The 16,916-nt window shown below is 68.3% G+C and carries 16 protein-coding genes and 1 pseudogene; 9 read left to right on the top strand and 8 right to left on the bottom strand.

The window, feature by feature from the left end:
- A complete protein-coding gene (locus ACWDUZ_RS32420; protein WP_451635375.1) occupies nucleotides 1–852 on the bottom strand; it encodes an IclR family transcriptional regulator in 852 nt (283 codons plus the stop codon).
- 42 nt (nucleotides 853–894) lie between these two features.
- Here ACWDUZ_RS32420 and ACWDUZ_RS32415 point away from each other — a divergent pair, with 42 nt between their 5' ends.
- The 3 genes from ACWDUZ_RS32415 to ACWDUZ_RS32405 all read left to right on the top strand — a co-directional run bounded on the left by ACWDUZ_RS32415 (nucleotide 895) and on the right by ACWDUZ_RS32405 (nucleotide 4,608).
- On the top strand, nucleotides 895–2,088 hold the full coding sequence (locus ACWDUZ_RS32415) for a CapA family protein (protein WP_451635374.1): 1,194 nt from the start codon (nucleotides 895–897) through the stop codon (nucleotides 2,086–2,088).
- A 151-nt stretch (nucleotides 2,089–2,239) separates the two neighbouring features.
- Nucleotides 2,240–3,448 (top strand): dipeptidase, encoded by a 1,209-nt coding sequence (locus ACWDUZ_RS32410; protein WP_451635373.1) that lies wholly within the window; start codon nucleotides 2,240–2,242, stop codon nucleotides 3,446–3,448.
- Nucleotides 3,445–4,608, top strand: a complete 1,164-nt coding sequence (locus ACWDUZ_RS32405; RefSeq protein WP_451635372.1) for a M20 family metallopeptidase — start codon at nucleotides 3,445–3,447, stop codon at nucleotides 4,606–4,608. Before ACWDUZ_RS32410 ends, ACWDUZ_RS32405 begins: the two co-directional genes overlap by 4 nt.
- 313 nt (nucleotides 4,609–4,921) lie before the next feature.
- Here ACWDUZ_RS32405 and ACWDUZ_RS32400 read toward each other — a convergent pair whose 3' ends face one another.
- From ACWDUZ_RS32400 to ACWDUZ_RS32385, 4 genes are all read right to left on the bottom strand, one after another.
- Entirely contained in the window at nucleotides 4,922–5,386 is a 465-nt protein-coding gene (locus ACWDUZ_RS32400; protein WP_451635397.1) for a RidA family protein, read from the bottom strand.
- Nucleotides 5,387–5,533: 147 nt separating this feature from the next.
- Nucleotides 5,534–6,436 (bottom strand): NAD(P)-dependent oxidoreductase, encoded by a 903-nt coding sequence (locus tag ACWDUZ_RS32395; RefSeq protein ID WP_451635371.1) that lies wholly within the window; start codon nucleotides 6,434–6,436, stop codon nucleotides 5,534–5,536.
- Between the two features lie 184 nt (nucleotides 6,437–6,620).
- Complete coding sequence (locus ACWDUZ_RS32390; RefSeq protein WP_451635370.1) at nucleotides 6,621–7,043, bottom strand: carboxymuconolactone decarboxylase family protein; 423 nt, start codon at nucleotides 7,041–7,043, stop codon at nucleotides 6,621–6,623.
- A gap of 137 nt (nucleotides 7,044–7,180) precedes the next feature.
- The gene (locus tag ACWDUZ_RS32385) at nucleotides 7,181–8,080 is read right to left on the bottom strand and encodes an enoyl-CoA hydratase (protein ID WP_451635369.1); all 900 of its coding nucleotides are present in this window, start codon (nucleotides 8,078–8,080) and stop codon (nucleotides 7,181–7,183) included.
- 368 nt (nucleotides 8,081–8,448) lie between these two features.
- On the opposite strand from ACWDUZ_RS32385, the gene ACWDUZ_RS32380 reads away from it, so the two are divergent.
- The 3 genes from ACWDUZ_RS32380 (at nucleotide 8,449) to ACWDUZ_RS32370 (ending at nucleotide 11,754) form a co-directional block, all read left to right on the top strand.
- Nucleotides 8,449–9,510: an LLM class flavin-dependent oxidoreductase gene (locus ACWDUZ_RS32380; protein ID WP_451635368.1), complete on the top strand. Its 1,062-nt coding sequence runs from the start codon at nucleotides 8,449–8,451 to the stop codon at nucleotides 9,508–9,510.
- Entirely contained in the window at nucleotides 9,507–10,169 is a 663-nt protein-coding gene (locus ACWDUZ_RS32375) for an NAD(P)H-dependent oxidoreductase (protein WP_451635367.1), read from the top strand. The genes ACWDUZ_RS32380 and ACWDUZ_RS32375 overlap by 4 nt, the downstream gene beginning before the upstream one ends.
- Nucleotides 10,170–11,010: 841 nt before the next feature.
- Nucleotides 11,011–11,754 (top strand): hypothetical protein, encoded by a 744-nt coding sequence (locus ACWDUZ_RS32370; RefSeq protein WP_451635366.1) that lies wholly within the window; start codon nucleotides 11,011–11,013, stop codon nucleotides 11,752–11,754.
- A 159-nt stretch (nucleotides 11,755–11,913) separates the two neighbouring features.
- On the opposite strand, the gene ACWDUZ_RS32365 is transcribed toward ACWDUZ_RS32370, so the two are convergent.
- Nucleotides 11,914–13,086, bottom strand: coding sequence for a thiolase domain-containing protein (locus ACWDUZ_RS32365; protein ID WP_451635365.1), 1,173 nt, complete (start codon nucleotides 13,084–13,086; stop codon nucleotides 11,914–11,916).
- A 101-nt stretch (nucleotides 13,087–13,187) separates the two neighbouring features.
- On the opposite strand from ACWDUZ_RS32365, the gene ACWDUZ_RS32360 reads away from it, so the two are divergent.
- Entirely contained in the window at nucleotides 13,188–14,393 is a 1,206-nt protein-coding gene (locus ACWDUZ_RS32360) for a PucR family transcriptional regulator (RefSeq protein ID WP_451635364.1), read from the top strand.
- 34 nt (nucleotides 14,394–14,427) lie between these two features.
- Here ACWDUZ_RS32360 and ACWDUZ_RS32355 read toward each other — a convergent pair whose 3' ends face one another.
- A complete protein-coding gene (locus ACWDUZ_RS32355; RefSeq protein ID WP_451635363.1) occupies nucleotides 14,428–14,844 on the bottom strand; it encodes an SsgA family sporulation/cell division regulator in 417 nt (138 codons plus the stop codon).
- A 255-nt stretch (nucleotides 14,845–15,099) separates the two neighbouring features.
- Between ACWDUZ_RS32355 and ACWDUZ_RS32350 the strand changes: the two genes are divergently transcribed.
- On the top strand, nucleotides 15,100–15,633 hold the full coding sequence (locus ACWDUZ_RS32350; RefSeq protein WP_451635362.1) for a MarR family winged helix-turn-helix transcriptional regulator: 534 nt from the start codon (nucleotides 15,100–15,102) through the stop codon (nucleotides 15,631–15,633).
- A 120-nt stretch (nucleotides 15,634–15,753) separates the two neighbouring features.
- Nucleotides 15,754–15,908 (top strand): annotated as a pseudogene (locus tag ACWDUZ_RS32345) (ATP-binding protein); the annotation flags it as partial.
- A 48-nt stretch (nucleotides 15,909–15,956) separates the two neighbouring features.
- Here the strand turns inward: ACWDUZ_RS32345 and ACWDUZ_RS32340 are convergent.
- Nucleotides 15,957–16,829 (bottom strand): FCD domain-containing protein, encoded by an 873-nt coding sequence (locus tag ACWDUZ_RS32340; RefSeq protein WP_451635361.1) that lies wholly within the window; start codon nucleotides 16,827–16,829, stop codon nucleotides 15,957–15,959.
- Nucleotides 16,830–16,916 lie beyond the last annotated feature (87 nt).

The following is a 16,916-nucleotide window of genomic DNA, read 5'->3' as shown; positions in this document are numbered from 1 at the left end:
TCAGGCGGACGAGATCAGCTTGCTGATCTCGTCCGCGGCTGCGACGACCAGCTGTGCCAGGGCCTTTTCCTGCGTGCTGTCGTAGCGCATCTGCGGGACAGCGAGCGTGAGTCCTGCCATGGGGCGTCCGGCCGAGTCGGTGATGGCCGCGGCGATCGAGGAGACGTGCGGACGGAACCATCCGGACACATTGAGGGCGTACCCGCGCCTGGCGGTCCGCTTGATCTCCTCGCGGAGTTCGTCGGAACTCGGGACGGGGACCTGGGCGAACTCCGTGAGCTCATGCTCGAGCAGCTCGTCCACATCGGCAGGCTCGAGGCGTGACATGATCGCGACGCCGGCCGAAGTGGCCCGAAGAGGCACACGTGTGCCGACCTCGAGGAACACGCGGACCACTTGCTTGCTGTCTTCCGTCGCGACGATGACGTAGTCCTCCCCGTCGCGCAGGCCGAGCTGGACCGTCTCGTCGGTCTCCGCGGCGAGGCGCTTGATGACGGGCGCCGCCAGATCCCGGAGGTCCTGCTCACCGGCCCCGCGCAGCCCGATGGCGAGAGCCTTCATCGTCACGCCCCACCGCGCTTGCTCGTGATCGACGACCCTCAACCAGCCGGCCTGCTTGAGCGTGACGAGGCACCGCTGAACGGAACTCTTCGGAATCTGCGTCACGCGCGCCAGTTCCGAGACGCCGATCGGCTGTCGCACGGCGACTTCTTCGAGGACGCGAAGCGTGCTGAGGACGCTGTTCATCGACCGAATGCCGCTGGTCGGCTTGTCCTGCTCAGTCACGTTTGCCCCACCTTTCCGTTCTCCGGTGTCACCGAGAGTATCACTTTCGGCACAGTCATCTCGCATCGCGGCACAGACCCTTGCAGTGGTGAGCTGTCACGTATTACGGTGCGGCACGGCGTATCGTATAACGGAACGAGGCCTGGTATGGACCTGACCATTGTGGGCGATGTCGTCGTATCGGGGCTGCCGCGGCGTCCGACGGTGGTGCCTGCCGGCCCGGGTGATTCGGCGTTCGGGCTTCTGAAAGCCGGCGATCTGACGATCGGCAACCTGGAAGTGCCGTTCACGGAGTCCGGAGAGCGTGCCGAGAAGCTGGTGGCGATGCGGGCGCCGACGTCGGGGGCGGCAGAACTGGCGGACCTCGGGTTCGATCTGGTCTCGCTGGCCATGAACCACGCCATGGACTACGGAGCCGACGGCATGCGCGACACGGTACGTGCGCTGGATGCCGAGGGAGTCCTGCACGCCGGATTCGGCGAATCGGTCGCCGAGGCGGCCGGCCCCCGAGTGGTGTCCGTCGGCGAGAGCACGCTCGCCTTCTTCAGTTTCTGCTCCGCCCTTCCGCTGGGCTACAACGCCACCGCGGACCGAGCGGGAGTCGGTGCGATTCGGGTGCGTCAGAAGTTCGAGTTCGACAGCACCTTCCTGGACGAGACACCCGGCACACCCCCCTTTGTGCACTCCGAGGCGCATGAGCCGGATGTGCGGGCAGCCGAAGCCCTGATCCGTGCGGCCAAGAAGCACAACGACGTCGTCGCCGTCGCGCTGCACTGGGGCGTGCCCTTCTGCTACCTGCCGGATGTACAGGGACCCCTGGCGCAGTACCAGCGGCCACTGGCCCGGCGGCTGATCGACGCAGGGGCGGACCTCATCATCGGGAGCCACCCCCACTGCCTCCACCCCGTGGAGTTCTACAGGAACGGGCTGATTCTGTACTCGACGGGAAACTTCGTCTTCGACTGGTGCGACGGATGGAGCCCGGACTCGATGGTCGCCCAGGAGGACGCTCACCCCGCCCCGCCGTACCAGGCCGCACTGCTGAAAGGCCCGTGGTACGAGAGTGCGGTGTTCCACGTGCGGCTGGACGGGAGCGCGAAACCCGAGCTGCGCGTCGAGCCCATCGAACTCGACCCGGACAGCCAGCCGGTCATCCCCCGGCCCGAGAAGGCGCGATCGATCCTCGCCGGGCTCGCGGAGGCGTCAAGGGAACTGGACCCGCTTCTCACGGTGGACGCCGACGGCTCTGTGCGGCACCAGGGATCGGCGAACGGCACGCCACGGCGCGAGGTGACGGCGTAACCCGATGCCCGCAGGCTCACCGGACGCTGCCGAGTGAGCCGCAACACCGTCAGTCATTGTGCCGTCCTGCAGATACTGCGCTCATGTGCGGCACGATGGCCGGAATTAGCCGTCTCGCGCCTTATGCGCATCTCGAGAAGGGTCGCTTCCGATGCCCAGCCCTGCCGCCAGGCCGTCCGACTACGAGTCGTTCCCCTATGCGGAGCGCGGGGTCGATTTCCAGGCCATCGAACTGTCCGACCCGAGCTACCGGCGGAGCACCTACGCCGCGACGCTGGACGAGGAGCAGGCGGCGCGGGTCGAGCGGCTGCTGGCGGAGAACGTGATCATCAGCTTTCACGATCACCCGCAGCTGCTCCCGGCGGACCCGGCCGAGACGTTCGCCTACCTGCGTACCAAGCACGAGTTCACGGCGTTCGCCGAGCTGCGCGGGGCCGGCTTGACGGCTGTCTTCGACAACCTGTTCGGCGCCCTCGGGGCCACGACGCCATCGGGATGGAAGTGGGACGACCTGACCACGACGCTCGGGATGCGTCTCGCGGACCTGGCCCATCAGGACGGTGCTGTGGTGGCCCGGACGGTCAGGGACATCATCGATGCCAAGCGGGACGGTCACATCGCGTTCGTCATGGGTACCGAATCCGCCGGAGCCATCGAGAACGAGCTCGACCGCATCGACGTTCTCTACGGATTCGGAATTCGCCAGATGGGCTTGGTCTATGCCGATTCCAACACATTGGGCAGCGGACAGAAGGAACCACGTGACGCGGGTCTGACCACGTTCGGTCGCCGGGCGGTGGAGCGCATGAACGCGCTCGGCATCCTCATCGACGTCTCCCACGCCGGTGACCGGACCTCCTTGGACGCGATCGAGGCGTCGTCCAAGCCGATCGCCATCACACACGCAGGCGTCCGCGCGGTCTGGCCCACCCCACGGATGAAGCCCGACGACGTACTCAGGGCATGCGCCGAGCGCGGGGGAGTCCTCGGTATCGAGGCGGCCCCCCACACCACGGTCTCCTACGACCACACGACGCACACGATCGAGTCCGTGATGGATCACTTCGAGTACGCCGTCGAGCTGATGGGGATCGAGCACGTCGCCTTCGGACCGGACGGGTTCTACGGCGACCACGTGGGCTTCCACCACGCGACAGGCGCGAACCTGGGCCTCGCGGCCATGACGAACGCCGGGGACCTGACGTACGACCGGGTCGCTCACGTCGACGGGATGGAGAACCCGAGCGAGAACTTCCGCAACGCCGCCGGGTGGCTGGTGGAGCACGGCTACAGCGACAGCGACATCGAGGCCGTCCTGGGCGGCAACATTCTTCGACTACTGAAAGAGGTATGGCGATGACGGACATCACCGAGCGCATCAAGCGCGAATTCGACAAGAACCTGAACCTGGTCACGGACCTCTCGCACAGAATCCACGCCAACCCTGAACTGGCCTTCGAGGAGCACGAGACGTCCGCGTCGATCATCACGTTCCTCGAGGACAGCGGCGGCTTCACGGTGGAGAAGGGCGTGGCCGATCTGCCGACGGCCTTCGTCGCGTCAGCGGGTTCCGGGGAGCTGGCGTTCGGCCTCTGCGCGGAGATGGACGCACTCCCCGACATCGGTCACGGCTGCGGACACAACGTCATTGCCGCAGCCGCGGTAGGCGCAGCGCTGGCGCTGGTTCCGTTCGCCGACGAGCTGGGGCTGACGGTGCAGGTCTTCGGCACCCCGGCCGAGGAGAAGGGGACCGGCAAGGAAATCATGGTGAACCGTGGCGTCTTCGACGGGACGCACGCGGCCATGATGGTCCATCCGCAGCTCAAGGACGTGGTCACCCCGCACCTGCGTGCCTCGCGGTCCTGGCGGGTCACCTACACCGGGCGCGGAGGGCACGCGTCGCGGCCGTGGAGCGCGCTCAACGCCGCCGATGCGACCGTGCTCGCCCAGACCGCCATCGGACTGCTGCGACAGCAGCTGCGCGACGGCATCAGAGTGCACCACGTCGTCAGGGAGGCCGGGTCGGCCGTCAATGTCATCGCCGACCACGCCGTGGTCGAGTGCATGATCCGCTGCGACACGATCGCCGAAGTCGACGAGGTGTGGGAGCGGGTGCGGCGGTGCTTCGACGCCGGAGCCGTCGCCACAGGAACCAGCGTGGAGTTCGACCTGCTGCCCTCCATCTACCGCGAGTTCCGTCACGACCAGGACCTTGCCCCCCTGTTCGAGAAGAACGCCCGGGCCATCGGCCGGACCTTCCCGGACTACCCGGACGGCAAGATGTTCGGTTCGACCGATATGGGAAACGTCTCGCTGCGGATCCCCGCCCTGCACCCCATGCTCTCGTTCGCCGGCCTCCCGCCTGAGGACGGGAACCACACCGCCGCGTTCGCGGCCGCCGCCGGCGGCCCGGAGGGCGACCGGTTCGTTCGCGACGCCGGCCTGGCCATGGCGCTCACGATCGCGGACGCCGCGCAATCGGAGTCCGTTCGTGCCCGGCTGCTGCGGAAGTCCTCCTGACGAGTGTCCTCGGGGCGGCCGTCACCCTGGTCCGACGGCCCCTCCCCGGTGGCCCGCAGGCGTCGGTGCCACCAAGCCGGCGACCCGGGCCGCCGGCAGCGCGCTCGTATGCCGGGAACACAACCGCGATCCGGCGCGGCAGAGCGGAGGGCGTCGATGGATGCCTACCCGGTCGACTGCGGCGGAGTGGTGGGCGCCGAAGCGTCCGCGGCACAGCGGAGACCACTGCATGCGATCGGGGCCATCGACGCCGGGGCAGGTTCTTCATGAGGCGGACCGGACGGCGGCGACGCACCCGACGTTCCGGCGGTACTCAGTGCGTGAGTTCGACCTGGAGCTCGAGCTCGACCGGAGCGTCCAGGGGGAGGACGGCAACGCCCACGGCGCTACGGGCGTGCACGCCTCGGTCGGCGAGGAAGTCGCCGAGCAGCTTGCTCGCACCGTTGATGACCTCGGGCCGGCCGGTGAAGCCGGGGGCGGAGGCCACGTATTCGACGACCTTGACGATCCGATGGATGCAGTCCAGGTCTTCGATCAGCGACTTCACGGCGGCCAACGCGTTCAGCACACAGGCGCGAGCCAGGAGCTTCGCCTGTTCGGGGGAGACCTCGGCCCCCACCTTGCCGGTCAGGGGAAGCCGGCCGTCGACCAGATGGAGCCGGCCGGAGGTATGGATGTGGTTTCCCGTCCGTACGGCTGGTACATAGGCGGCGAGTGGGGTGGTGACGAGGGGCAGGACGAACCCCAGTTCCTCTATCCGCTTCTCGACAATGCTTATGTCGGCACCGTTCTTGACCGCTTCTCACGGGCGGGGCGTATGCGGTTGGTCGCCGGCCGGCAGAGTGCGCTGTCGACCGCAGAGACGTGGGCGTCCGTGACCATGGGTTCAGGCTGGGTCGGTCGGGCTCGTCCGGTGGTGGCACGGTCACCCGGTCAGGGTGACGCCTGTGATCTTGGCCAGGTGGCGGGCGATCTCGGACTGATCCGGGTTCCCCTCGCCGAGGTCGGCGAGGGCCGCCTGGCAGAACCGGACGCAGGCCTGCGACACCTCCGGGGACAGGCCCAGTGACGTCGACAGGTCGAGGGCAGTGGTGATGTCCTTGACGGTCAAGGGCAGCGAGAACCCGACCTGGAACCGCCCGTCGAGCACCTCCGGCCCGATCTTGACCTCGGTCGACTGGTTGCGTCCGGTGGACCTGTTGATGACGTCGAGCATAGTCCGGGGATCCAGGCCGAACTTGGCTCCCGTGGTGAGCACCTCGAGCGCCCCGACCAGGCCGATGGCCGACAGCAGGTTGTTCAGTGCCTTCAAGGCGTGTGCGGATCCGGCCGGGCCGACGTGCGTCACCGATGTGCCCATCGCGCGCAGCAGGGGAAGGACCCGCTCGTAAGCGTCGGCCGGCCCGCCCGCCATGATCGTCAGTTCGGCCGTCGCCGCCTTGCGCGGGCCGCCGGAGACCGGCGCGTCGACCATTCCCACTTCACGCTCCCGGAGCCGCCGGGCCAGCTCCTGAGTGGCTCTGGGAGCCGACGAGCCCATGTCGACGACCAGAGCACCCGGGCGCAGGCGGCCGGCGAAACTCTCCGGGTCCAGCGGATCGCCGAGCACACGCTCGACGATCGTGCTGTTGGGCAGCATGAGGATCACGACGTCGGCGCCGGCCCCGTCGACGGGACCTGCCAATGCCGTCACACCGTCGTTCCGGGCGGCCGTGGCGATCGCGTCGGCGTCGGCGTCGTAGACCGCTACCGGCACGGATCGCGCGAGGTTGCGGACCATGGGCTGTCCCATCGTGCCCAAGCCGATGAAGGTGACGGTGTCCGTCATGTCTGTCCTGCCTTCCTTGTCGGTCCCGGGCGGCCTGGATACCGGGCCGCCCGGAGCTCTCTGAGTGACCCCACCGCCGGTGGGGAGTCACGACGCGGTCGCTGCCGGAGGACAGCGTCTGCAAGGGGTCTTCATGGGGCCGGATTCGGCGTGGTGAGCGACGCGGGCAAACAGGTGCCGGACGTCAGGCGCCGGCGCCCGACCCTCCGTGGAAAGCCTCCACGGTCGGTTCCAGGCCGTCGGCGCCGACGACCTCACGCCAGGCGTCGAAGCCGGTCTGGAAGGCCACGATGCCGGCTTCGGGCAGACTGATCTCGATTGCTTCGAGGATCTCCTGCGCGGTGATCCCCAGGTCGAGAGCGACCTTGATGTGACTCTGGATGTGCCCCTTGGAGGCGCGCATCACAGTGAGGCTCACGATGAAGATGAGCTCCTTGGTCCGGCGGTCCAGCGTCCGCTGGTCGAGATACGCGGCGCCCACGAGGTCGTTGGCAGCCTGCAGCACAGGGAAGTCGTGCTTGGCCATCACCTTGTGGTAGTCGAGGACATATCCCCGCCTGCGTGCCATCTCGTCGATGTACTCCTGCGGATCCTGAACGGTGGTCATGCGTACTCCTTTGATCGGCACATCGAGAGTACTGTATTACGGTCATACGACATGCACCAGAGTGTTCGGGTACTGGCTGTCCGGCTGGTCGGGCGCCACCGCCAAGGTTGTCGCGGGGCTGGGGTGGGGTCGGGGGGTCAGTGGTCTTGCTTGGGTGTGTCCCAGTCTTCGGGGAGGTCCCAGATGCCGGAGGTGAGGGCGAAGCCGGCGGGGTCGATGTAGGAGCCGTTGTGGGTGGCGCGGTTGTGGGCGTGGTTGAGGGTGTGGAGGCTGAAGGCGGTCTGGACGGCGTTCCATTGGCCTTGGATGTCCAGGGTCTGGTTGACGGCCTTCTTGGCCAGCTTCAGCCCGAAGGTGGGGCGGGCGGCGATGCGTTCGGCGAGGGCCAGCGCGGCGGGTTCCAGTTCGGCGCGGGGGACGACGCGGCTGACCATGCCGAGATCCTTGGCCTCTGCGGCGGTGAGGATCTCACCGGTGAAGAGGAGTTCCTTGGCGCGGCGGGCGCCGAGTTCCCAGGGGTGCATGAACAGTTCGACGGCGCTCACGCCGAAGGCGGTGACGGGGTCGGCGAAGCGCGCGTCGTCGCTGGCCACGATCAGGTCGGCCGGCCAGGCGATCATCAGGCCGCCGGCGAAGACGTTGCCCTGGACGGCGGCGATGGTCGGCTTGGGGAAGTTGCGCCAGCGCCAGTGCAGTTCCAGGAAGACCTCGCTCTCCCAGGCCATGTCGCCCTCGACGCCGCCGCGGCTCATGCCGCCTTCCAGGGTCACCTGGTTCATGCCGTCGGTGCTGAACAGGGAGTCGACGTCGTGTCCGAGTGAGAAGTCGTTGCCCTCGGCGGCGATCACGAGTACGGAGATCGAATCGTCGGCGGCGGCGCGCCGGTATGCGGCGTCCAGCTGGTAGAAGAGGTGGACGTCGGCCAGGTTGCCCATCTCCGGGCGGGTGAGGGTGGCGCGGGCGACCCGGTCGGCGGGGACGTCGTAGGTCACACGCTCGCCGAGCTTTATCGGGGCGGGCAGGTTGCTGCTGGTCATCTTCTTGGTCCTTCAGGCAGTGGTGAGTGCTCGCTGTCTCGCGAGAGCTGTGGCGGGATCTGTCCGTCCGTCCGGCGCCTGATCGTGCCGGTTTCGCGGGGACATTGGGAAACGTACTCCCCTGAAACATCCTTTGCAATCTGTCTGCGCAGGCAACTATCTGCTTCCCTTCGCGCACCGCTAAAACTCCTGTGACCTGGGAGTTTGTGCCTCTGTCGGAGGCTTCCTGCTGAGTGGACGGGTTCAGTTCCGATGTTGTTCCGTACTCGGCAGGTCGGGGAAATAGTTGCGTGCGCAGGCAGGTTGATGCAGTGTGGACACCGCCGCGGGCGTATCGGGCCGGCGACGCGAGAGAAGAGAGGTACGACATGTCGTTCGAGATCGGCATCATGACGTTCGGCGAGATCACCGAAGACCCGGTCACCGGGGCCCTCCCGTCGCCGCGGCAGCGCGCCCGCGAGATCATCGAGCAGGCGCAGGTCGCCGATCAGGTCGGACTCGACGTGTTCGGTGTCGGTGAGCACCACCGTTCCGACTTCGTCGGATCGGCGCCGGCCGTCCTGCTGGCCGCCGCCGCGGAGAAGACCGAGAACATCAAGCTGACCAGCTCGGTCACCGTGCTCAGTTCGGAAGACCCCGTGCGAGTCTGGGAGCAGTTCGCCACGATCGACCTGCTGTCCGCCGGCCGCGCCGAGATCATCGCCGGGCGCGGCTCCTACACCGAGTCCTTCCCGCTGTTCGGATACGACCTGAAGGACTACGCGGACCTGTTCCGGGAGAAGCTCGACCTCCTGCTCGAGATCCGGGACCGGAATCCGCTGACCTGGCAGGGCCGCTTCCGTGCCCCCCTCCACGAGGCCGATATCGCCCCCCGTGCCGACGGAGGGACCCTCCCGATCTGGGTGGGAGTCGGAGGATCGGCCGCTTCGGCCGTCAGCACCGGCCGGCTCGGCCTGCCCATGGCCCTGGCCCTGCTGCTGGGGCCGATGACCTTCCACGAGCAGACGGTCGAGCTCTACCGGGCGGCCGCGGCGCAGGCCGGGCACGACCCGGACGCACTGCCGGTCAGCATCAACGTGCACGGCTTCGTCGGTCGGACGAGTCAGGGCGCCCGGGACACCATGTACCCCTACTTCGCCAAGGGCATGATGGACAACAACCATCAGCGCGGCGCCGGTTTCCAGCTCCCCCGGCCCGCGTTCGACGCGCAGTCCTCTCCGGCTGCCGGGCTGCTGGTCGGCAGCCCCCAGGAGCTGATCGACAAGCTCCTCGCCTACCACGAGCTGTACGGCCTGGACCGCGCCCTCATCCAGTTGGGATTCGGCGGAGTGCCGCAGAAGGACCACCTCGAGGCGATCGAACTCCTCGGCACCGAGGTCGCACCCGTCGTACGGCGCGAGGTCGCCGCACGGGAAGGAGCGGCGGCATGAAGACCCTGCCCTACACCCGGACCGCATCAGGCACCGGCACCACGTCCGGCACCCAGACCGCGTCCGGCACCGGCACCGTGTCCGACGGGGAGCCGTCCGGCCGGGCCCTTCGGGTCGTGGTCGTCAACGGCAGCCCGAGCCGGCCCTCCAAGACCATGGGACTCGTCAGCGTGATCCTCGACACGCTCGGGAGGATGCTGCCCGTCGAGACGTCCCAGGTCGACGTCTACCACCTGGGACCGGAGTTCGCCGCCACGATCGAACGCGAGCAGGCCCCGGCAGAGGTGGAAGCCAAGCTCCGCCTGGTCGAGGAGGCCGACCTGCTCATCGCGGCCGTACCGGTGTACCGCGGCTCGTACCCGGGCATGTTCAAGCACTTCTTCGACCTCGTCGAACAGTACGCACTCGCCAACAAGCCCGTCCTCCTCGCCGCTACGGGCGGAGGCGACCACCACGCGCTCGTCCTGGAACACGCCCTGCGTCCGCTGTTCGCCTTCTTCCAGGCGCTGACGGTCCCCGTCGCGTTCTTCGCGTCCGCCGGGGACTTCGACGGCACGACCCTGCTCAACCCCCGCGTCTACGGCCGCATCGAGATCGGACTCAACGACGTGGCAGACCTCCTGAGGGCTCGCGCGACGGGCCTGGAAAGCGCACGCTGACGGCCATCGGGGACGGCGGCTGTGTCCGCACAGCGTCATGACGGGTCCGCGAATGCCGACGCCGCATCACTTGTGGGCTCCTGGGTTCCATGGCACCTGCGAGGAACAGTGAACCGCTCGCGCACTTCCGCCGTTACTCGAGACGACGGCAGCACCGAGGTGTGCGGACGTGGCGGAACCTGCCGTGCCGGTGGCGGTGGCCTCCGCCTGTCCGAGTCTCCAGGAATGATCAGCGAAGAAGACCCGCGCCCTGGGCCATGGCAGCCGCGGTACGCGGTGTTGCCGCCGAACCGGTCGGGGCTGAGCGCGTGCGGACGGTCCCGTCATCCGGGCCGGTCTCTCGATTTGATCAACTGGAAAGGTGACTGTTCGTGCGTTTCGGCGGAACTCGCGCCGTGGCCCCGGCTCTCGCCGTGGCGGTCACGACCGGCATTCTCTGCTGGGCGCTGACGCAGGCGGATACGCGGAGCGGCCGCACGGACACCGGCGGGTTCAAGACGATCAGCGTGGGCCAAGTGTGTGAGTCTGGAAGGGGAAGTGAGTTTCAGTTCTCCTGCGGGACATTGGCTTTCGGCGACCTCCGTTACCGCTGCGCACAGGGCGTTCTGGGACGGTGCCCGAACACACGAACAGTGAAGGTTGCGAATGTGGGTCGAACCGCTGTCAAGATCACTGTGATCAGCGGTTTGGGACCGGGCAAGCGCCATGAGACCGATGGTCCGACACTCCAGTCCGGCGCACAGGCTGTGCTGCGCCCCAGAAAGGGCGACGTATTCCTTTACGACATAGTGGTGCAGGCTGTCGGCGGTGAGCACTGCGCGATAGGAGTCGTAGACGTTTCGTGACGACGTGCACCGAGCGCAATTGCCCGACCCGCCACCCGCACCACATGCTCTCGGTACGGCTCCTTCAGCGGTCGATACCCGAGGGCACTCAGGCTGTCCAGGGCGATCCCGCCGACTTCCACGTCCACATGGGGCTTCCGGCTGCCGCAGATCCGCGCGCCCGGATGGACCTGAATCCGGCTACGCTCGGGCTTCTGCTCCTCATGATCGCCATCGGTGATGTGGTGCTGCCGCTGGCCGGGACGGTTGTCACATGCTTCGGTCCGCGTCGTACCGTCACCGCGGTGGCCGCGCTGGTCGGTGTCAGCCTCGGCGCCGTGGCAGCTCGGGTACGCCCTCTGGACTTCGCTGGGGGTGCAGGGCTCTTCCTGCTGGGCACGGCGACGGGCTTCTGGGACGTCGCCGTGACCGTGCACGCCGCGGCCGTGGAACGGCGCATGGGCCGCTCGGTCATGCCCCGCTTCTTCGCCGAGTTCAGTCTCGGTACGGTTGCCCGCGCCTGCCTCGGTGCGCCCAGGAGCGCCTGGCGGGTTCCGGTCGGTCCGCACATCGGTGGGGTGGCCGTCGCCATCGCCCTCACGACCCCGGTGGCCGCCCGGAACGACAGCGACATCTCACCGCTGGACAACGAGACGGCGCCTGTGACGCCGGACGAGATCCCCTCCGCGGCCATGGCTCACGCCCTCGACCCCGAAGCGGCGCGTCGGCTGTGGGACCTCAGCGACAAGCTGGTGGCCTGAGGCGTCTGCCTCCCGCTACCGAGCTGCTCGGACGGATCAAGCCGCGGCCGCGATCGTGATGTCGTCACCCGAACCGTTTCCCGGGCCCGGACGCCGCAACGGTCCGGGTGGCGCGGTGACGCAGTACGCAAGCTTCGGCGCACGCGCCGGGGGGCGCCGCTACGCGGCCTCGAGGACCGTCGCGTAGTTGGCCACCGCGGAGCCGCCCATGTTGAACACGGCGGCTCGCTCGACTCGGGGCAGTTGCATCTCACCGGCCTCGCCGGTCAGTTGCAGCGCGGCCATGACCTGCTGGGAGACGCCGGTTGCTCCGATCGGGTGTCCCTTGGACTTCAGTCCGCCGGACACGTTGACCGGGAGCCGGCCTTCTCTCTGGGTCACGCCCTCGGCAATCACTGTGCCGCCCTTGCCCGGCTCGGCCAGGCCGAACGCCTCGTAGTGCAGCAGCTCCGCCAGGGTGAAGCAGTCATGGGTCTCGATCAGGTCGAGCCCGGTCAGGTCGGTGCCGGCCTCGGCGAGGGCGGCCGTGAACGCACGGCGGGCCCCGTCGAAGGCGAGCGGGTCGGGCCGGCTGGAGAGGGCGAAGGGATCGTTGGCCTGGGCCCGTCCCGCCACTCGGACCCGGCGGCGTGCGGCCCGTGCCACGTCCTTGGACGTCACGACCACGGCGGCCGCGCCGTCGGACACCAGTGAGCAGTCGGTACGAAGCAGCCGGCCCGCCGCGTACGGGTTCTTCTCCGACGGCGCCGAGCAGAACTCCACGCCCAGGTCGCGACGCATCTGCGCCCACGGGTTGGCGACGCCGTTGCGATGGTTCTTTGCGGCGATGAGTCCCAGCGCCTCACGGGGAAAGCCGTAGCGGTCGGCGTACATGTCCGCGAGCCGGGCGAAGATGCCGGCGAAACTGCCCGCATCCGCCTCCAGCGGGAGGTAAGACGCCGCCAGCAGCGTGTCGTTGATCACCTCCTTGCCGACGCCGGTCATCTTCTCGGCGCCGACCACGAGAGCGACCCGGCCCCGGCCGGACGCGACGAAGTCCATCGCCGCGAACACTGCGGCGCTGCCGGTGGCGCAGGCGTTCTCGTGACGCGATGCCGGGGTCCGTGCCAGTTCGGGACGGCCGGCGCCGAGCAGGGCGGCCTCGAACGACTGCCGGGAGAAACCGGAGTTGAACACGCCGACGAATGCCGCGTCGACGTCGCCGACCTCGAGTCCCGCGTCCGCCACTGCGGCGGTCGACACCTCGGCCATGAGGTCTTCCACGGTGGTCTCGGGGGAGCTCTTGCCGAAGGCGGTGTGAGCCCACCCGGTCAGGTATGTGTCGCTCGTCATTCGCCCATTCTGTGCCAGGCCGTCCCTCGGCTGTACCGCCGGCAGATGAGCAGTGCCCGCGCCTTTTCCTCTCCCTGTAGGAAACGACGCACAATGAGGGCATGGCGGAGCGACAAGTACAGCACTTGGTCGACGTGCTCGCGGAGCGGCTGGGCCGCTCGGTCGTACTCGACGACCCCGAGGTCAACCTGCTCGCCGCCAGCCGGCATTACGGCGATGCCGACGACCAGCGAGTGCAGTCTTTGTTGCAGCGCGACGTGGGCAGCGCGGCGATCGGCCACGTTCTCGGCCAGGGTGTGGCGCAGTGGACCGCCCCCGGGTACATCCCGCCCCGCGCGGATCTGGGCATGAAGACCCGGCTGTGCCACGCCGTCCGCCGGCAGCGGCAACTGCTCGGGTTTCTGCTGGTGATCGACGAACATCAGTCGCTGACCGAGCAGGAGATCGGGGAGGTGGTGCGGATCGGCCACGAGATCGGCGCGCTGCTGTTCGAGGAGTTGCTTCGTCACGACGACCGCCGGCAGGAACAGGAGAGCGCCGTGCGCGACCTGGTCTTCGCCGAACCGGCCGGGCACCAGGCCGGTATGCGGACCCTGAACCGGCTCGGCGCGCTCCACCCCGCGGCTCACGTGACGGTCACCACACTGCAACTCGACGACCTGCACGCTGGGCTGGAGACCGCCGAGGTGGTGGTCGCGCTGCGTACCGCCACCTCGGGTCTGGCGCGCTCCCGGCCGGGACACGCCGCCGAAGCGGTGGTAGGCGAACGGGGAATCCTGCTGCAGACCTGGGACGGGTACCCGACCGCGGAGCGGCTTCGCGCGCAAGCCGCCGAGATGCGCGACGCGGTCGGCCGAGTCCTGGGCGACGGACCGGTTCCGATCGCCGGGGTCGGCCGCGTATACGCCGGGACCGACGAAGCTCACCGAGCCTACGGCGACGCACTGATCGCTCTCCGGGCCGCCGCCCGGATCCCGGCCCTGGGCGGGCTTGCTCTCGCCGACGACCTGGGCCCGCTCGGCATCGTGCTCCGAGTGCCCGACACCGAGCTCACACTGGAGCTGGTGCCACGCGAATTGCTCCTGCTCCGCGAAGCGGACCCGCAGGGACGGCTGTTGCAGACACTGCGCAGTTACCTGGACCACGCCGGCGCCGGCCCGGCAACGGCAGAGGCACTGCACATCCACCGCACGTCGCTCTACTACCGACTGCAACGGATAGAAGAACTCACCGGCCTCTCCTTGGCCGACGGCCGGCACCGGCTACTGCTCCACCTCGGACTGTACGTGCTCGACGTGGTCGGCTGACCCCGCTCTTCCGCACCGATCAGGCCGAATACCCTCAACAGGTGCCCGACAGGAGATCTGACAACTCGGCGTCCACATCGAAGCCGTCGGCTTCGTGACCGGCCGGCACGAGTCGGTAGGTGCGGTCCAGCCAGTGCGCCATCACGGGGAGTGGAGCGGTGAGCAGTGCGGTCCCGTGCGGGGAGGAGAGGGCGAGGTTCAGTTCGGCGTCGGGCTCCGATCCCGTGGGCCAGATGCGCACATCCCCTTCGCCGCTCGGCCGGGCGAGGCCCTGCGCCAGCAGGTCGCGAGCGAAGGTCCAGGTGACTGAGTGGTCGGTGCCGGGATGGAAGACCATGTGCGCGGCGAACGGGTCGCACGTTTCGTACACCAGGCGGACTTCGACGGTGATCCGCCCGCCGGACGGGAGCACGAGCCCCATGGAGAGCGGCTGTTCTGCGTAGTTGTTCATGGCGCACGGTTTCTCGGGAGTGTGGGGTGGTACCGGATGCACGTGTGCCTCGGAAATGGCACGCACCCGATGTCACGCGGAACAGAGCCCTCGGACTCCGCCTGAGCCGTGACCAGGGAATGCAGCGAGGGCTCAGCAGCCACGCTAGGGTTGATGCATCAACTGGTTTCCAGGTAACCTCGCTGTGCATGAAGCGTCAAGTGCATGTGTGAGGGGTCACTTGAAACATCAACTGCCTTGGCCGGTGTGAAACGCATGGGAACCGACACGTCCCCCGCGCCGCCGTCGGCAGGCGCCCAGGCGCAGCGCCGGCTGACGGCGGACGAGCAGGACGCCTGGCAGTCGCTCGTTGCCGTGATGGTCAAGCTGCCCGCCGCCCTTGACGCCCAGTTGCAGCGCAGCGCCGCACTCACTCTCTTCGAGTATCTCGTCCTCGCCGGGTTGTCAGAGGCCCCCGACCGGACGCGGAGGATGAGCGACCTTGCAGTGCTGGCCAACGCCTCCCCCTCCCGGCTGTCCCACGCCGTCAAGCGGCTCGAGAAGCGTGGCTGGGTGCGCCGCGAGCCGTGCGCCAGGGACGGGCGCAGCATCAACGCCGTTCTCACCGATGCCGGTTGGGACAAGGTCGTGGCCAGTACTCCCGGCCACCTCGAAGCGGTACGGCGCTTCGTCGTCGACCCGCTCACCGCCCCGCAGCTCCGTCATCTGACGGGCATCGGCCACCGGATCCTGCGCCGGGTCGAACCGGACAATTCCGGTCTCGTGGAATCGACGCACAGGGCCGAGTGAACGTGGACACTATCGATAGCAGTCGTCACGGCTCGCTGTACCCACGACAGAACGTTCGCCTGGCCGCAGCGACCGGACGGAATGAGGCTGCCTGTGCTACTTGTCGTGCGGGCTGCGCCTGTCGGAGACGCCAGCGCCACGGCCCCGCACCTGCGCCGGCACAGACCTTCGACGAGGGGGGTCGCGGCCTGTTCCTGGTCGCCCAGCTCTCCCACCGCTGGGGTGCCCGCCAGACCACAGCGGGCAAGACGATCTGGGCCGAGTGCGCCGTGTAGGCGGCCTGCCCGGCCCGCACCCGACGGGCCGGCGCTCACCCCGCCTGTTCAGCCCCCGGCCTGGTTCGAGGAGTCGACCAGCCGCGAGCGCGCGTTGGTGAAGTGGTGGGCGTGTGCGGCGGCGGCGACCTGTTCCTCGTCGCCGCCGGCGACGGCGTCGACGATTCTCGCGTGAACGGCGAGGCGTTCGTAGAGGTAACTGGGCAGGTTGCCGGTCGGCACGACACTGCGCATGTGCTCCTCGAGGATGTCGAGCAGTGACAGGTAGACGGCCTTGAGGATTTCGTTGTGGCTGAACTCGGCGAGCTTGCGGTGCAGGTCCCAGTCGGCGGAGAAGAACTCTTCCGGGGACTCCAGCAGCCGGGACATGCGGGTGACGATTTCGCGTGCCTCGTTCACCCCTTGCTCGGTGATGTTGCGAGCGGCGTCCTGGAGCATGAGGGGTTCGAGTGCGTCCCGCGTGCGAATGGCGTCAGCCACGATCACCGTGTCCGACGTGAGCGACAGGACCGACTCACCGAAGGCGAGAAGCTGGTCGAGGTCCGTGCCGCCCCGCTCACGTTCCTCCTCGCCGGCGCCGATGACCTTGCGCAGCGCCGAACTGATCGCCGTGGCCTCCTCGTCGTTGAGCCAGACCCCGAAATGCTGCTGTACGGCCGTGTGGTGCTGCGGAGTCGCCCGCAGGAAGATGTCACGCCCGTGATCGGTCAGGACCACATCGAGGTTGCGCCGGTCGCGTTCCGAGGGGCGCCGCTGCAGCAGACCGCTGTCCTGCATCTTCGTGACCATACGGCTGATACCGCTCTGGCTCAGCCGGGAGTGACGCTCCAGGTCCTGCTGAGAGACCGGACTCGGCTCGGACTGGTACAGGTGCAGCAGGATGTTGTACCACTCGAGCGGCAGCCCGGATGCCTCCTCCATCTCTGCCGAGATGCGTTCGACCGAGGCGTCCCTCGCGCCGCAGACCGCGCGCCAGGCGGCAAGACGCGCCGCGTCGAGATCGGCCGA

This window comes from Streptomyces sp. NPDC003393 (genome assembly GCF_053589015.1).
This window is presented reverse-complemented; position numbering and strand designations above follow the sequence as displayed.